This window comes from Amycolatopsis sp. NPDC051903 (genome assembly GCF_044452505.1).
Classification (GTDB): Bacteria; Actinomycetota; Actinomycetes; order Mycobacteriales; family Pseudonocardiaceae; genus Amycolatopsis.
On the sequence record NZ_JBITBT010000002.1, the window covers coordinates 454,243 to 469,465 of the forward strand.

A 15,223-nucleotide genomic window follows, 5' to 3' on the forward strand; every position below is an offset into this window, starting at 1 on the left:
CGCACGGGAAGCGGGCGCCGTCCGGCGAAGCGGCGCCCGCTTCCGGTCACAGTGACAACGCCGCGTCGAACTCCTCCGCCAGGTCCGCTTCGGCCGGGGAGCCCGCCAGCAGGCCGCGCCGGGCCAGCTCCGGCCGGACCCCCTCGGCGAACCAGTACGCCTCCTCCAGGTGCGGGTACCCGGACAGCACGAACTCCGAAATCCCCGCCGCGTGGTACTCCTCGATCAGGTCCGCGATCTCCGCGTGGCTCCCGACCAGCGCCGTGCCGGCGCCGCCGCGCACGAGGCCGATGCCGGACCACAGGTGGGGGTGGATCTCGAGGGCGCGGGCGCCCGCGGCGAGGCGGCCGCCGTGGAGGGCGACCATGCGGCGCTGGCCCTCGGATTCGCTGGCGGCGAGCTGAGCTTGCGCCCGCGCGACCTGCGTGGGGTCCAGGGCGTCGAGCAGGCGTTGCGCCTCGGCCCACGCGGCGGCCGACGTGTCGCGGGCGATGGTGTGCAGGCGGACGCCGAAGCGCACGTCCCGCCCGGCCGCCAGTGCGCGCACCTTCGAGATCTTCTCCGCGACCTGCGCCGGCGGTTCACCCCACGTCAGGTACACGTCGGCGTGGCGCGCGGCGACCGGCAGCGCGGCCGGGGACGAGCCGCCGAAGTACACCCGCGGCACGGGGTCCGGGGCGGCCAGGGTGGTCGCGCCCTCGACCGACAGGTGCTCGCCCGCGAAGTCGAACGGCCGGCCCGACCACACGCCCCGGACGATGGTGAGGAACTCGTCGGTGCGGGCGTAGCGGGCGTCGTGGTCGTGCCAGTCGCCGAAGCGGCGCTGTTCGACCGCGTCGCCGCCGGTCACGATGTTGAGCAGCACCCGCCCGGCCGACAGCCGCTGGAACGTGCCGGCCATCTGTGCCGCCAGCGTCGGTGAGATGACTCCCGGCCGGAACGCCACGAGGAACTTCAGCCGGCGCGTCTCGCGGATGAGCGCGGCGGTGGTGAGCCACGCGTCCTCGCACCACGTGCCCGTGGGCGTCAGCACGCCTTCGTACCCGAGCTGCTCGGCCGCCCGCGCGACCTGGGCGAGGTAGTCGACGTCCGCGGGCCGCTGCGCCGCGCGGCCCAGGGATTTGTTGGCGTGGAACCGTTCCACCATCGTGCGGCCATCGCCGCTGGTGGGCAGGAACCAGTGCAGGGTCACGCTCATCGGCTGCTCCTCGCTGCTTCGACGTCGGGTCCGTAGCGGCGGTCGGCGAACGCCGCGAAGTCGACCTTCCCGGGCAGGGTGCCGTCTTCGGTGAACGCGTCGGCCAGCTGCTGCTCCGACGCGATGACCGAGTCGTCCAGGGGAATCGGCACGTCGCGCCCCGCGGCCACGGCCTTCTGGGCGACCGCGGGTTCCAGCCCGGTTTCGGCGGCCCACGCCTTCGCCCACGCGTCGCGGTGCGTGTCGGCCCACACCTGGGCCTTCACCACGCGCTTCACGAAGTCCCGGATCGCGCTGTTGCGGCCCGGGTCGGCCAGCGCCGCGGTGCTCGCGGTCTCGAACGCGAGCCCGTTGGAGCTGCCGCGCCCGTCGGACAGCACGCGGGCGTGCGCGTCGAGCTGCGCCTGCGCGGTGTAGGGGTCCCAGATCGCCCACGCGTCCACCTCGTGCTGCGTGAACGCCGCGTAGGCCTCCGAGGGCTGCAGGAACGACAACTTGACGTCCTTTGTGGACATTCCCGCGCGCTTCAGGGTGTTGAGCAGCTGACCGTGCGCCGAGCTGCCCTTCGCCACCGCGATCGTCTTGCCCCGCAACGCCTGCACGTCCGGCAGCGGCGAATCCGGCGGGACCAGGATCGCCTCGCGCTCCACGTTGCTGCGCGCCACGCTGACCACGGAGATCTTCGCTCCGGCCGCGGCCGCGAAGATCGGCGGCGTGTTGCCGACGCGGCCGACGTCGATCGCACCGGCCGACGCCGCCTCCAGCAGCGGCGGGCCGGAGGTGAACGTCGACCACTCGATCCGGTAGGGCACATCGGCCAGCAGGTTCGCGGCCGTGAGCAGCGACTTCACGCCGCCCTTCTGGTCGCCGACCCGCAACGTCACCTTCGCCAGGTCCGCGGGCGACACGGGCGCGGGCACGGCCGCCGGCCCCGCTGCGGCACCGGACGAAGAGCAGGCGGCCAGCCCGCCGAGGACAAGAGCCGCGGCCAGCGCGGCGGCCAGATCACGCAGGTGCACCTTCGGTCACTCCCAGGTCGGCCAGGACGCGCGAGCGCACGCCGGCGTGGTCGGTGGCCGTCCGCGGCCGCGGGTGGCCGAGAACGTGCTCGGAGACGATGCGGCCCTCGTCGAGGACCAGGACGCGGTCGGCGAGCAGCAGCGCCTCGTCGACGTCGTGGGTCACGAGCAGCACAGCGGGTTCGTGGCTGCGCCACAGGCGTTCCACGAGCCGGTGCATCGCGAGGCGGGTGAGCGCGTCGAGCGCCCCGAACGGCTCGTCGAGCAGCAGCAGGTCCGGCTCGCGCACGAGGGCCCGCGCGAGGGAAACCCGTTGCGCCTCACCGCCGGACAGGGTCAGCGGCCAGTCGTCCTCGTGCCCGGTGAGCCGCACCTCGTCCAGCGCCTGTTCGGCGACGCGGCGGTCGCGCGAGCGGTTGGCGCCGTCGCGGCGCAGGCCGAGGACGACGTTGCGCCAGACCTTGCGCCACGGCAGCAGCCGCGGCTGCTGGAACGCGACCGACACCGTGCCCTCGACGTCCGCGGTGCCCGCGATGTCGTGGTCCAGCCCCGCGAGCACGCGCAGCAGCGTCGACTTGCCGGACCCGCTCCGGCCCAGCAGCGCGACGAACTCGCCCCGGCCGATCTCCAGCTCGAGTCCGTCGAGGACGGTGCGCTCGCCGAAGCGCTTGGTCAGGCCGCGCACCGAAACCACGGGGGTCACCGGGCCAGCCATCGCAGCGCCCTCCGTTCCAGCAGGCGCACGAGGGCGTCGGTGACGAGGCCGAGGATCGCGTAGACGACCAGGCCCACGACCACGACGTCGGTGCGCAGGAACTCGCGCGCGTTGGTGATGAGGTAGCCGAGCCCGGCGTCGGCGTTCACGGTTTCGCCGACGATCAGCGCGAGCCACGCGAGGCCGAGCGACTGGCGCAGCCCGACCAGGGTCTGCGGCACGGCGCCGGGCAGGATCACGTGCCAGAGCCGTTCGCCTCGGGTGAACCCGAGCGCCCGCGCGGCTTCCACGAGGCGCGCGTCGGCGGTGCGGATTCCCGAGTGGACGTTGAGGTAGAGCGGGAACGCGACCCCGAGGGCCACGAGCACGATCTTCGTCTCCTCGCCGATCCCGAACCACAGGATGAACAACGGGATGAGGCCGAGGAACGGCAGCGTCCGCAGCATCTGCACCGGCGGGTCGACCAGGGCCTCACCCCAGCGCGAGAGCCCCGCGAGCACGCCGAGCAGCAGGCCGGCGAGCGTGCCGAACGCGAACCCGGCGCCCACCCGGCCGAGCGAGACGACGAACGCGTCGCCGAGTTCGCCGGTGCGCACGAGGTCGGCCGCGCTGGTCAGGACCGTCCACGGTGAACTGAGCTTCTCGGGTGGCAGCACGGCGGTGGCGCTCGCGAGCTGCCAGGCGGCCACGAGCACGACCGGGCTGATCCAGCGGCGCAGCGACGGCCGCCGCCGGTTCGGTCGCGGTCGAGCCGCGGTCCGGGCGCGCGTCAGCACACCCGTGGTGGAAATCGACACGGATTTCTCCCGGGTACGGGTTTTCGGTGCGGGGGAAGGGGAACCGCTCAGCGCGCGCGGCAGACCGCGCTCGCCTGCCGCCGGAGGTCGACGTGCAGGCGGCTCACGAGCAGCGCGCCGAGGTTCACCCCCCGAGCTTCACGGCACTGGGCGGCGGCGTCAACGAGCCCCGCGCCGCCTCTCACGCACTGAAACCGGCGGCGCGCTTGTGCCACCGCAGCACGGCGAAAACGCCGGGAACACCCGAGGAGTGGGACGCGTCAGGCCCCGAACATCCGCTGCCACTCGTCGAGCGAGCGGGGCCGGAACACGAAGTTGGTGTCCTTCACGTGCGACAGCGCGGCCGACGGTTCGGCCGAGTACTGGTGACCCGGGTAGACGACGGGGTCACCGGGCAGGGTCGCGAGCCATTGCAGGCTGCGGTAGATCGCGTCGGAGTCGCCGCCGGGGAAGTCGGTGCGCCCGCACCCCTCCAGGAAGAGCGTGTCGCCCGAGACCAGCCGGTCGCCGACGAGGAAGCACTGGCTGCCCGGCGTGTGGCCGGGCGTGTGCAGCAGGCGGATGTCGATCGCGCCGACGCTGACCACGTCGTCGTGGTCGTGGGCGCGCAGGTCGGTCGCCGAGACGCCCGTGACGCGGCGGACCCATTCCGTTTCTTCGGTGTTGACGTGGATCGGCACCTGCTCGAGCGCGAGCAGGTCGGCGATCCCCGCGAGCGAGAAGCCCATCATCTCGCCGCCGACGTGGTCGGGGTGGTGGTGCGTCGCGAGCACACCCGTGAGCCGCATGCCGTCTCCGGCGAGCACGTCGAGCAGATCCCGCACCGCGTAGGCCGGATCGACCACCACCGCTTCACCCGACTCGCGGTCACCGATGAGGTAGGCGAAGTTGACCATCTGCGTCGCGACCGGATCCCCGACCGCGAAGTCCCGGCCGGCGAGCAGTTGGCGGAAGTACAGCTGGTCTGCCATGCGGGCAGCGTAGCGACCCGCCGCTCACTCCCCCACTTCGCCGTCGGCGAGTTCGCGCAGGGTGTCGAGGAGGACCGCGTCCGGACGGTCAGCCTCCGGCTGGCGAGAATTTCACCGTATGGGGTATCGGCAGCAGCGCAGGTTACAGCCGTGGGCTCGCGTCGTCCCCACCGGTACGTGTGCGGTTCCGTTCCGTACGCAGCATCAGCTTGGCGTAGTGGTGAACCAGCACCCGGTGTGGCCTGACCGATGATTTTTCCGTGCCGTGCTGGTCTGTACGCCGAGTACCGACTCACGGAAGGCTGACGCCATGCGGAAACTGACCTTTGGGATGAACCTGAGCCTGGACGGCTATATCACCGCACCCGGCGACGACCTCGGCTGGAGCGTGCCGAGCGACGAGCTGTTCCAGTGGTGGTCCGACCGGGTGGGGGCGACGGGCCTGGCGCTGTACGGGCGCAAACTGTGGGAGACGATGAGTTCCCACTGGCCGACCGCCGACCAGCAGCCCGGCGCCACACCGGCGGAGATCGAGTACGCCCGCCGCTGGCGGGACATGCCGAAGGTGGTGTTCTCCTCCACGATCAGCACGGTCGACTGGAACACCCGCCTGGTCACCGGCGACGCGGTCACCGAGATCACCCGGCTCAAGGCCGAGGACGGCGGCCCCATGGACATCGGCGGCGCCACACTCGCCGCAGCGGCGATGCGGGCCGGGCTGATCGACGAGTACGTGCTGGTCACCGCACCGGTCTTGGTGGGCGGCGGCACGCCGTTCTTCACGGCCCTGGACACCTGGGTGAACCTGACCCTGGTGGAAACCCGGACGTTTCCCGACGGCGTGGTCCTGACCAGGTACGAGACCAGGCGCTGAGTACCCAACCTCGGGTCGGCCGGGCTTCGGGCCGCCCAAGGATCTCGTGGCGCTGTGTTCCGAGGCGATCCGTCCGGATCACCGGCCGTGTATGTAAGGGATCCAACTCACGGACGACCGGACTGGGTGGCTACCGGCTCTCCCAGCTGGGGCGCCTGCCGCGGCCACCGTGTACTCCGAGCCCTTCTGCCAGATCAGCCCCGGACACCCTTCGTGACCGGTCGACATCGGACCCCACAACACAGGTTGACGCACCCGAGCGCTCGGCCTTCGAGCAAGTGTTCGACACGGCACGGAGCGTGGCCCGTCAAGCCCGGAATAGGGTGACGTCATGGTGTGGGGACTCCTGTGTGCGCTGCTGTCGGCCGTGGCGTACGGCATCGCTTCGGTGCTGCAGGCCGTCGCGGCGAAGGCGGCGCCCGACGCGGGCGCCGGAGTCGACCCGCGCCTGCTGCTGCGCGTGCTGCGCCAGTGGAAGTACGTGGTGGGCCTGGGCCTGGACGTCCTCGGCTTCGTCGCGCAGCTCGCTGCCCTGCACGTGCTCCCGTTGTTCGTGGTGCAGGCGACGCAGGCCGCGAGCCTGGCGGTCACGGCCGTGGCGGTGCGGGTGCTCGGGGTGCGGCTCGGCCCGCGCGAGTGGGCGGCGGTGGCCGTGGTGTGCGCCGGGCTCGGGTTGCTCGGGGCGTCGGCGCAGAGCGAGGGTTCGGACCCGGTCGGGCTGGGTTTCCGGCTCGCGCTCGCGGGAGCCGTCGTGGTGCTGGGGCTGGCCGGGATCGCGGCGGGCAAAGCGGGCCGTCGCGTGCGCACGCCGGCGCTGGGCCTGATCGCGGGCCTGAGCTTCGGGCTCGTCGCCGTGGCGGGGCGGATCATCCCGAGCTTCGCACCGCTCGACCTGCTCACCGACCCGGCGCTCTACCTCGTCGCCGTCTCCGGTGGCATGGCGATGTTGTTCTTCGCCACGGCGTTGCAGCGCGGCAGCGTCACGACGTCGACGGCGATGATGGTGCTCGGCGAAACCGTGCTGCCCTCGCTCGTCGGCATCGCGCTGCTCGGCGACAGCACGCGGCCCGGGTTCGCCGCCGTGGCGGTCGCCGGCTTCGTGCTCGCGGTGACCGCCGCGCTCGCGCTGGCCCGCTTCGGCGAGCCGACGCCGATCGAGCAGCCCGCCGCGCGCTGACTCAGCCCCGGTTGCGCCGCCACTGGTTGGTGAGCAGCCACATCAGGTAGAGCCCGCCGATGGCGCCGGTCGCGATGCCGACGGGCAGCCCCTCCTCGCCGAACACCAGCCGCGTCACGAGGTCGCTCGCCACGAGCAGCAGCGCACCCATCAGCGCCGAGGACACCAGTGCCGGTTTCGCCGAACGCGCCAGCCGTTTCGCCAGCTGCGGCGCGGCGAGCGCGACGAACGCGATGGGTCCCGCCGCGGCCGTCGCGATCGCGCACAGCGTCACGGCCACCGCGAGCAGCACGCCGCGGCTGCGTTCGACCGGCACGCCCAGCCCCTTCGCCGCGTCGTCACCCATCTCCAGCAGTGCGAGTCGGCGGCCGAAGCCGAAGGCCGGCGGCAGCAGGATCACCACGGCGATCGCGAGGGGCCAGATCTCGTCCCAGCCCCGGCCGTTGAGCCCGCCGACGAGCCACGCCTGCGCGGAGTACGCGTCCTGGATCGACGCCCGCGTGATCAGGTACGAGTTGGCGGCGGTCAGCATCGCGGCCACGCCGATGCCCACGAGGATCATCCGGAAGCCCTGCACACCGCGCCGGAACGCGAGCAACCCCACCGCGAGCGCCGTGAGCACCCCGCCGGCGAGCGCGCCGAGCGCGACCGAACCGGAGCCGCCGTGCGCCAGCACGATCACCAGCAGCGCGCCGGTGGCCGAGCCCTCGGTGAAGCCGATGACGTCCGGGCTGCCCAGCGGATTGCCGGACAGGCTCTGCAGCACGCCACCGCTCACCGCCAGCGACGCGCCGACCAGGATCGCGAGCAGCAGCCGCGGCAGCCGCAGCGTGGTCACGATGAACTCCGTGCCCGCGTCGCCGAAGCCGAAGAGCGTCTTGACGACGTCGAGCACCGAAAGCGGGTAGTCGCCCGTCGTCATGCTCACCGCGCTGAGCACGAGCAGCACCACGAACAGCGCGATCCCCACCACGAGCGCGCGCGGGGCCACGCGCAGCGAAACCCGCCGGACGCGGACCGGCCGTTCCTCGATGGCCGTCACAGGCGCGCCAGCTTCCGGCGCCGGCACAGCGCGATGAAGACCGGCGCGCCGAGGAACGCGGTCACGATGCCCACCTGCAGTTCCTCGGGCGGGTTCAGGATGCGCCCGAGCACGTCCGACGCGATCAGCAGCACCGGCGAGAGGATCATCGAATACGGCAGCACCCACCGCTGGTCCGGACCCACGAGGATCCGCACGGCCTGGGGCACCGCGAGCCCGATGAACGCGATCGGCCCGATCGCCGCGGTCGACGCGCCGCACAGCAGCGTGATCGCGATCGCGCCGAGCACCCGCGTGCGCCCGATGTGCGCGCCGAGCGCCTTGCCCGTCTGCTCCCCCAGCGCGAGCACGTTGAGCGGGCGCGCGAGCAGCAGCGCCAGGACGATCCCGACGGCGATGAACGGCGACACCTGCACCAGCACGTCCGCGCGCCGGCCGCTGAGCGAGCCGACGTTCCAGAACCGGAACTGGTTGAACGTGTCGGGGTCGATCAGCAGGATCGCGCCGATGTAGGCCTGGAGCACCGCGGTGAGCGCCGCGCCCGACATCACGAGGCGGTCGGGCGTCGCGCCGCCGCGGCCCGCCGTGCCCAGCAGGTACACCACCACCGACGCGACGGCGGCGCCGAGGAACGCGAACCACACGTAGCCCAGCACGGTGGTGACCCCCGTGAACGCGATGGCCGAGACCACCGCGGCGGCCGCGCCGTTGTTCACGCCGAGCAGGCCCGGGTCGGCCAGCGGGTTGCGCGTGAGCGCCTGCATCACCGCGCCGGCGAGGCCGAGGGCGGCGCCGACGAGGGCGCCGAGCACGGTCCGCGGGAGGCGCTGGTCGTGGATGATGACCGCGTCGGCGCTGCCGTCGTTGTGCCAGAGCACCGACCAGGTCGAGCCGAACGGGATGCTCTTCGAACCCACCCAGAGGCTCACGAGCGAGATCAGCACCAGCAGCGCGACGGCGCACAGGAGCCCGCCGCCGCGCAGGGTGCGGGCCCGGCCCCGGTGCGCGGGCGGACCCGCGGGAACGGGTGGGCTGACGCCGACGACCACCGACACCTCCTGGGGACCGGGCACTGCTTCACGGGCGCTACTTAGACTAGCCTTACCTATCCGAGCGTGGTGCAGGCGGGACGAAAGGGAGGGCGCCGGTGACGACGGCTGCAGCGACGACCGGGCGGGACGTGCTGCGGCGCGCGATCGCCGGACAGCGGGGGCCGGTGACGGTGGCCTCGATCCTCGCGGCCGCGCACCAAGGCGGGGAAGCCCTGGTGCCGGTGGTGATCGGTGTGGTCATCGACCACGCCGTGGCCGACAGCTCGGTCCTCACCCTCCTCGAGTGGCTCGGCGTGCTGGCGCTGGTGTTCCTCGTGCTGTCTTACAGCTACCGCTTCGGCGCCCGGGCCGCGGAACGCGCGTCCGAACGCGCCGCTCACGACCTCCGGCTGGCGATCTCGCGGCGCGTGCTGCACTCGCGCGGCGGCACCGAAACCGGCGCGCTCGCGGGTGAGCTGGCCAGCATCGGCACCTCCGACGCCCGCCGCGTCGGCATGGTCGACGCGGTGCTGCCGTTCGGGTTCTCCGCGCTCGCCGGGCTCGTGGTGAGCGCGATCGCACTGTTGCGGATGTCGGTGCCGCTCGGGCTGCTCGTGCTGCTGGGCACGCCGCCACTGCTGTTGCTCGCGCACCTCATCGGCAAACCGCTGGAGAAGCGCAGCGAGGTGGAGCAGGAACGCGCGGCGCACGCGTCGGGCGTCGCGGCCGACCTCGTCGCGGGGTTGCGCGTGCTGAAGGGCATCGGCGCCGAACCCGCGGCCGTCAACCGCTACCGGCGCACGAGCCGCGATTCGCTCGCGGCAACCGTGCGGGCGGCCCGGGCGCAGGCGTGGCACAACGGCGCGCTGCTCGCGCTGACCGGCATCTTCATCGCCGTCGTCGCGCTGGTCGGCGGGAACCTGGCGGCGAACGGCGACATCAGCGTCGGGGATCTCGTCGCGGCCGTCGGGCTGGCGCAGTTCCTGCAGACGCCGTTCTCGATCTTCGCGTGGGTCAACGGCCAGTTCGCGCAGGGCCGCGCGTCGGCGGGCCGGGTGGCCGACGTGCTCAACGCCCCGCTCGCCGTCCCCGAGGGCGGCGCGGCGCTGCCGGCCCCGGCGACGGGCCGGATCGAGTTTTCCTCGGTCAGCCAAGGAAAACTGCGTGAGCTCGACCTGGCCGTGCCCGCCGGGCAGCTGCTGGGTGTGGTGACCGCGGACCCGGCCACCGCGACCGACCTGCTCGACTGCTTCGGCCGCTTCACCGACCCGGCGGCGGGCACCGTGCGGGTCGACGCCGTCGATCTGTCCACTGTGGATCCGGAGCGGGTCCGCGAGGTGGTGCTCGTGGCCGCCCACGACGCCGATCTGTTCGAGGGAACGCTGGAGGAGAACGTGCGAGCGGGTGCACCGGCGGTGCCGGCCGGGGTGCTGGCGGCCGCGGCCGCCGACGAGGTGGCGAGCACGCTGCCGGCGGGCGCGGCGACGGCCGTGACCGAACGCGGGCGGTCGTTGTCCGGCGGGCAGCGCCAACGCGTCGCGCTGGCCCGCGCGCTCGCCGCGGACACTCCGGTGCTGGTGCTGCACGACCCGACCACGGCCGTCGACACGGTCACCGAAGCCCGCATTGCCGACGGCATCGCGCGGCTGCGCCGCGGGCGCACGACGATCGTCGTCACGACGAGCCCGGCCCTGCTCGCCGCGACCGACCGCGTGGTGCTGCTCGGCGACGGGCGCGTGGTCGCCGAGGGCGAGCACGCCGGTCTGGTCCGCGACCGCGCCGACTACCGCGCGGCGGTGCTCTCGTGAGCGCCCGCGAACTGCTCCCGACCGCGGACGGGCACCGCATCCGCGCCGTGCTGGGCGAGCTGATCCGCCGCTCGAAGGGCCGCGCGGCGGGCTCGTTCGCGTTCATCGTCGGCGCGACGGCGATCAGCCTGCTCACCGCTCCCCTGCTGGGCCGCGTCGTCGACCTCGTCGCCGATCACCGGCCCGGGACGGAACTCGTCACGCCGGTGGTCGAGCTCGTGCTCGTCGCGATCGCCTCGGCCATCGCGACGGCCATCGGCGTGTCGATGCTCGCGCGCCTCGGCGAGACCATGCTGGCCGACCTTCGCGAGCGGTTCGTGGACCGCGCGCTGGGCCTGCCGCTGGAGCAGGTCGAAAAGGCCGGGTCCGGCGATCTCACCACGCGCGTGACCAACGACGTGTCCGTGGTCGCGGAAGCCGTGCGCGAGGCCTTGCCGGAGCTCGGCCGCTCGGTGCTCACGATCGTGCTGACCCTCGTGGCCATGGCCGTGCTCGACTGGCGGTTCCTCGTCGCGGCCCTGCTCGCCGTGCCGATCCAGCTGCACACCGTGCGGTGGTACGTGCGGCAGGCGAAGCCGCTCTACGCCGCGCAGCGCGCCGCCGTCGGGGCCCAGCAACAGCAACTGCTCGACACCATCGGCGGCGCCAAGACCGTGCGCGCGTTCCGGCTCGCGGACGAACACGTGGAGCGCGTGCGGCAGCGCTCCGACGGCGCGGTCGAGCTGGCGCTGCGCGGGATCCGGCTCGTCACGCGGTTCTTCGGCCGGCTCAACCTCGCCGAGTTCGTGGGCCTGTCGGCCGTGCTCGCGGCCGGCTACCTGCTCGTGGGCGCGAACCTCGCCACGGTCGGCGTCGCCACCGCGGCGGCGCTGTACTTCCACAGCCTGTTCGGCCCGATCAACACCGCGCTCGCGCTGGTCGACGACGCGCAAGCGGCCACGGCGAGCCTCGCGCGCCTGATCGGGGTCGCCGATCTGCCGGCCCCGCTCGAGCCGCAGCGGCCGGCCCGGCCGGTGGACGCGTCGGTGAAAGCCGGCGCGGTCGGGCACTCCTATGTGGACGGTCACCCGGTGCTGCGCGAGGTCGACCTCGATCTGGCGCCGGGTGAGCGCGTCGCGCTCGTGGGTGCGAGCGGTGCGGGCAAGACGACGCTGGCGAAGCTCATCGCGGGCATCCACCGCCCCGGCTCCGGTTCGGTGTCGCTCGGGGGCGTACCGCTCGACGAGCTCGGCCCCGCCGCGACGCGGCGCACGGTCGCGCTCATCAGCCAGGAGGTGCACGTGTTCAGCGGCACCCTGGCCGACGACCTGCGGCTCGCGCAGCCCGAAGCCACCGACGACGAGCTGAAGACGGCACTGGCCACCGTGGGTGCCCTGGAGTGGGCCGAGGCCCTGCCGGACGGGCTCGCGACCGTCGTCGGCGACGGCGGCCACCAGCTCACCGTCACGCAGGCGCAGCAGCTCGCGCTCGTGCGGCTCGTGCTGGCCGACCCACCCGTTGCGATCCTCGACGAAGCCACGGCCGAGGCGGGCAGCGCGGGCGCGAAGACGCTGGAAGCCGCCGCGGCGGCCGCTCTCGCCGGCCGGACCGGTCTCGTCGTGGCCCACCGGCTCACGCAAGCCGCGGCGTCGGACCGGATCGTCGTCCTCGACGCGGGCGCTGTCGTGGAATCGGGCACGCACGACGAACTCGTCGCCGCGGGCGGCCGCTACGCGACGCTGTGGGCCGCCTGGTCGGGCACGCGGCGGGTGCCGGAGTGAGGCGCGCCGCAGCGGACGTGGTTGCATCCGCCAGGCAGTCGGCCTTAGGTTAGGCAAACCTGACTAATCGCGAGCGACCGCAAAGGACCGACGATGGCCCGCTACCCCCTCCTGTCCGCCGTGCGCGGGCGCGTCCGCATCGCCGGGGCGCTCGTCTCGGCGCTCGTGCTAGCCGGCGCGCTCACGGCGTGCGGCTCCGCCACCCCGTCCGGCACGGGATCGCCCTCCGCCGCCGGCGGCACGGACCCGGGCGCGTTCCCGGTCACCATCGAGCACAAGTACGGCTCGACCACGATCGAGAAGGCCCCGCAGCGCATCGTCACCGTCGGCCTGACCGAACAGGACGCGCTGCTCGCGCTCGGCGTCGTCCCCGTCGGCACCACCGACTGGCTCGGCAACTTCCCGGGCGCGATCGCGCCGTGGGCGAAGCCGAAGCTCGGCAACGCGCCGCTGCCGACCGTGCTGAAGGACACCGACGGTCCGCAGTTCGAGAAGATCGCCGCGCTGAAGCCGGATCTGATCATCGGCCTGTACTCCGCGCTCACGCAGGAGCAGTACGCCACCCTGTCGAAGATCGCCCCGACGATCGCGCAACCCAAGCAGTACAACGACTACGGCATCCCCTGGCAGGAGGAGACCAGGACCGTCGGCAAGGCGGTCGGCAAGGCCAAGGAGGCCGACGCGCTCGTGCAGGGCGTGGAGGATGAGTTCACCAAGGCCAAAGCGGCGCACCCCGAGTTCGCCGGCAAGACGGCGCTGATGGCCACGCAGTACGAGGGCTACTTCGTCTACGGCAGCGAGGATCCGCGCACGCGCATCCTGACGTCGCTGGGCTTCAAGACCCCGCCCAACCTGGACCAGATCATCGGCGACAAGTTCGGCGCGAACATCAGCGCGGAGCGCACGGACCTGCTCGACGTCGACGCGCTCGTGTGGATCGTCGACTCGCTGCCGGAGGGCCAGGCGACACTCGCCAAGGACAAGCTGTACTCCGGGCTGAACGTCGCCAAGCAGAAGCGCGAGGTCTTCATCGAGGACCCGAGCACCTACGGCAGCGCGACGTCGTTCGTCAGCGTGCTCAGCCTGCCCTACACGCTCGAGCGGATCGTCCCGCAGCTCACCGCCGCCGTCGACGGCAACCCGGCCACGGAGGTCAAGCCCGCGGCCTGATCACGGCGCACCCGAAACGCCCGGCCGGGGTTCGGCCCCGGCCGGGTGTTTCCGCGTTCACCAGGTTTTGCCGGCCTGTTCGCGGATCGTGTGGTTGATGCGGTTGAAGAAGTTGGTCAGCGCGATGTTCAGGGTGATCGCCGACAGCTGCTCGTCCTCGAAGTGCTTCGCGGCCGCGGCCCAGATCTCGTCGGTCACGCCGGGCGCGCCGTCCTGGATCCGCGTGGCGGCCTCGGCCAGCGCGAGCGCCGCCCGCTCCGCGTCGGTGTAGAACGGCGCTTCCCGCCAAGCCACCACGTTGTGCAGCCGCTCGTCGGTCTCGCCGCGCTTCTTCGCCGCCGTGACCCCGGAGAACACGCACGGGCTGCAGCCGTTGATCTGGCTGGCCCGCAGGTGGACCAGCTCCTGCACGCGCGGGTCGACCCCGCTGGCGTACGCGGCTTTGCTCAGCAGCTGGATCGCCGAGACGACGTCGGGATTCGCCGCGGTCTTGAGGCGTGGTTCCATCGGTCCTGCTCCTTCGTCGGTTACCTGTGCCCCCGTGGGGCCGTCATCTCCGTGACGAAGCAGTTCCGAGGAAGGTAACGCCATGACCCAGCCCCGCCCGGCGGATCCGGTCGCCGCCGCGTTCGAAGCGCAGCGCAACCGGCTGCGCGCCGTCGCCCACCGGCTGCTCGGCTCGGCCGCCGACGCCGAGGACGTCGTCCAGGAAGCCTGGCTGCGGCTTTGCCGCCAACACCCGGCCGAGATCCGCAACCTGGGCGGCTGGCTGACGACGGTCGTCGGCCGGCTCAGCCTCGACGTGCTGCGAGCGCGCCAAACCCACCCGGAGACCACCGCGGAAGACCTGGTCGAGGCCGCCGAAGAGGGTGCCTCCCCGGACGAGGACGCGGCGCTCGCCGACTCGGTCGGGCTCGCGCTGCTCGTGGTGGTCGAATCGCTGGGCCCGAACGAGCGGCTGGCGTTCGTGCTGCACGACCTGTTCGCGGTGCCGTTCGAGGAGATCGCCCGGATCCTGGGCAAGTCGCCCGCGGCCGCGAAGATGCTCGCCAGCCGCGCGCGCCGGAAGGTGCGGGCGACCGACCGGCCGGTTCACCCCGCTCAGAGCGAGGTGGTCCAGGCCTTCCTGACCGCGGCTCGGGACGGCGACTTCGAGGCGCTGCTGCGCGTGCTCGACCCCGACGTGAAGCTGATGGTGGACGGTCCCGAGGGGCCGGCCGTCGTCCTCGGCGCCACCAAGGTCGCCGCGGGTGCGAAGGTCGCGGCCACGGCGGCCGCGAGCGGCCGGCTGGTGACGGTCGGCGGCCGGCCCGGGATCGTGGCCCGGCGCGCGGGCGGCACACCGTTGTCGGTGCTGGTGTTCACCGTCGCGGGCGGGCGGATCACCGAGCTCTCCGTCGTCACCGATCCGGACCGGCTCGCCGCGCTGGACCTGCCCGCGTGAGTCAGGAGTCCATGGCCTCGATGAGGGACTTCGGGCGCAGGTCCGTCCAGTTCCGCTCGACGTGGTCCAGGCACGCCTGGCGGCTGTCCGGGCCGCACGCGGTGGTCCAGCCCGCGGGCACGGCCACGAACTCGGGCCACAGGCTGTGCTGGCCCTCGTCGTTGACCAGCACGAGGTAGGTGCCGTCGGGGTTCTCGAACGGGTTCGTCATGGCTTT

General features: G+C 72.8%; 16 protein-coding genes. 6 read left to right on the forward strand and 10 right to left on the reverse strand.

The annotated features are described in order from the left end of the window. Positions 1–46: 46 nt before the first annotated feature. From ACIA77_RS06435 to ACIA77_RS06460, 6 genes are read right to left on the reverse strand one after another with little or no spacing between them, the layout of a single operon-like run. Positions 47–1,198 (reverse strand): LLM class flavin-dependent oxidoreductase, encoded by a 1,152-nt coding sequence (locus ACIA77_RS06435; RefSeq protein WP_395884745.1) that lies wholly within the window; start codon positions 1,196–1,198, stop codon positions 47–49. After that, positions 1,195–2,217, reverse strand: a complete 1,023-nt coding sequence (locus tag ACIA77_RS06440; RefSeq protein WP_395884746.1) for an ABC transporter substrate-binding protein — start codon at positions 2,215–2,217, stop codon at positions 1,195–1,197. The genes ACIA77_RS06435 and ACIA77_RS06440 overlap by 4 nt, the downstream gene beginning before the upstream one ends. Continuing rightward, positions 2,204–2,932, reverse strand: a complete 729-nt coding sequence (locus ACIA77_RS06445) for an ABC transporter ATP-binding protein (RefSeq protein ID WP_395884747.1) — start codon at positions 2,930–2,932, stop codon at positions 2,204–2,206. Before ACIA77_RS06445 ends, ACIA77_RS06440 begins: the two co-directional genes overlap by 14 nt. Next, positions 2,917–3,729 (reverse strand): ABC transporter permease, encoded by an 813-nt coding sequence (locus ACIA77_RS06450; RefSeq protein WP_395884748.1) that lies wholly within the window; start codon positions 3,727–3,729, stop codon positions 2,917–2,919. The genes ACIA77_RS06445 and ACIA77_RS06450 overlap by 16 nt, the downstream gene beginning before the upstream one ends. 47 nt (positions 3,730–3,776) lie before the next feature. Beyond that, positions 3,777–3,944, reverse strand: coding sequence for a putative leader peptide (locus tag ACIA77_RS06455; RefSeq protein ID WP_395884749.1), 168 nt, complete (start codon positions 3,942–3,944; stop codon positions 3,777–3,779). Between the two features lie 45 nt (positions 3,945–3,989). After that, a complete protein-coding gene (locus ACIA77_RS06460; protein ID WP_395884750.1) occupies positions 3,990–4,700 on the reverse strand; it encodes an MBL fold metallo-hydrolase in 711 nt (236 codons plus the stop codon). A gap of 310 nt (positions 4,701–5,010) precedes the next feature. Here ACIA77_RS06460 and ACIA77_RS06465 point away from each other — a divergent pair, with 310 nt between their 5' ends. Both ACIA77_RS06465 and ACIA77_RS06470 read left to right on the forward strand, forming a co-directional pair. After that, positions 5,011–5,574: a dihydrofolate reductase family protein gene (locus ACIA77_RS06465; protein WP_395884751.1), complete on the forward strand. Its 564-nt coding sequence runs from the start codon at positions 5,011–5,013 to the stop codon at positions 5,572–5,574. Between the two features lie 331 nt (positions 5,575–5,905). Further along, entirely contained in the window at positions 5,906–6,751 is an 846-nt protein-coding gene (locus ACIA77_RS06470; RefSeq protein WP_395884752.1) for a hypothetical protein, read from the forward strand. Between the two features lies 1 nt (position 6,752). Here ACIA77_RS06470 and ACIA77_RS06475 read toward each other — a convergent pair whose 3' ends face one another. Continuing rightward, complete coding sequence (locus ACIA77_RS06475; RefSeq protein WP_395884753.1) at positions 6,753–7,793, reverse strand: FecCD family ABC transporter permease; 1,041 nt, start codon at positions 7,791–7,793, stop codon at positions 6,753–6,755. Further along, positions 7,790–8,842 (reverse strand): FecCD family ABC transporter permease, encoded by a 1,053-nt coding sequence (locus ACIA77_RS06480; RefSeq protein ID WP_395884995.1) that lies wholly within the window; start codon positions 8,840–8,842, stop codon positions 7,790–7,792. The genes ACIA77_RS06475 and ACIA77_RS06480 overlap by 4 nt, the downstream gene beginning before the upstream one ends. Before the next feature lie 98 nt (positions 8,843–8,940). Here ACIA77_RS06480 and ACIA77_RS06485 point away from each other — a divergent pair, with 98 nt between their 5' ends. From ACIA77_RS06485 to ACIA77_RS06495, 3 genes are all read left to right on the forward strand, one after another. Then, complete coding sequence (locus tag ACIA77_RS06485) at positions 8,941–10,632, forward strand: ABC transporter ATP-binding protein (RefSeq protein WP_395884754.1); 1,692 nt, start codon at positions 8,941–8,943, stop codon at positions 10,630–10,632. Then, positions 10,629–12,392 (forward strand): ABC transporter ATP-binding protein, encoded by a 1,764-nt coding sequence (locus ACIA77_RS06490; RefSeq protein ID WP_395884755.1) that lies wholly within the window; start codon positions 10,629–10,631, stop codon positions 12,390–12,392. The genes ACIA77_RS06485 and ACIA77_RS06490 overlap by 4 nt, the downstream gene beginning before the upstream one ends. A gap of 93 nt (positions 12,393–12,485) precedes the next feature. Next, entirely contained in the window at positions 12,486–13,562 is a 1,077-nt protein-coding gene (locus ACIA77_RS06495) for an ABC transporter substrate-binding protein (RefSeq protein ID WP_395884756.1), read from the forward strand. Between the two features lie 57 nt (positions 13,563–13,619). Here ACIA77_RS06495 and ACIA77_RS06500 read toward each other — a convergent pair whose 3' ends face one another. Beyond that, positions 13,620–14,069: a carboxymuconolactone decarboxylase family protein gene (locus tag ACIA77_RS06500; protein ID WP_395884757.1), complete on the reverse strand. Its 450-nt coding sequence runs from the start codon at positions 14,067–14,069 to the stop codon at positions 13,620–13,622. 82 nt (positions 14,070–14,151) lie between these two features. Here ACIA77_RS06500 and ACIA77_RS06505 point away from each other — a divergent pair, with 82 nt between their 5' ends. Then, entirely contained in the window at positions 14,152–15,006 is an 855-nt protein-coding gene (locus ACIA77_RS06505; protein ID WP_395884758.1) for a sigma-70 family RNA polymerase sigma factor, read from the forward strand. A gap of 1 nt (position 15,007) precedes the next feature. Here ACIA77_RS06505 and ACIA77_RS06510 read toward each other — a convergent pair whose 3' ends face one another. Further along, positions 15,008–15,217, reverse strand: coding sequence for an MbtH family protein (locus ACIA77_RS06510; RefSeq protein WP_395884759.1), 210 nt, complete (start codon positions 15,215–15,217; stop codon positions 15,008–15,010). Between the last annotated feature and the right edge of the window lie 6 nt (positions 15,218–15,223).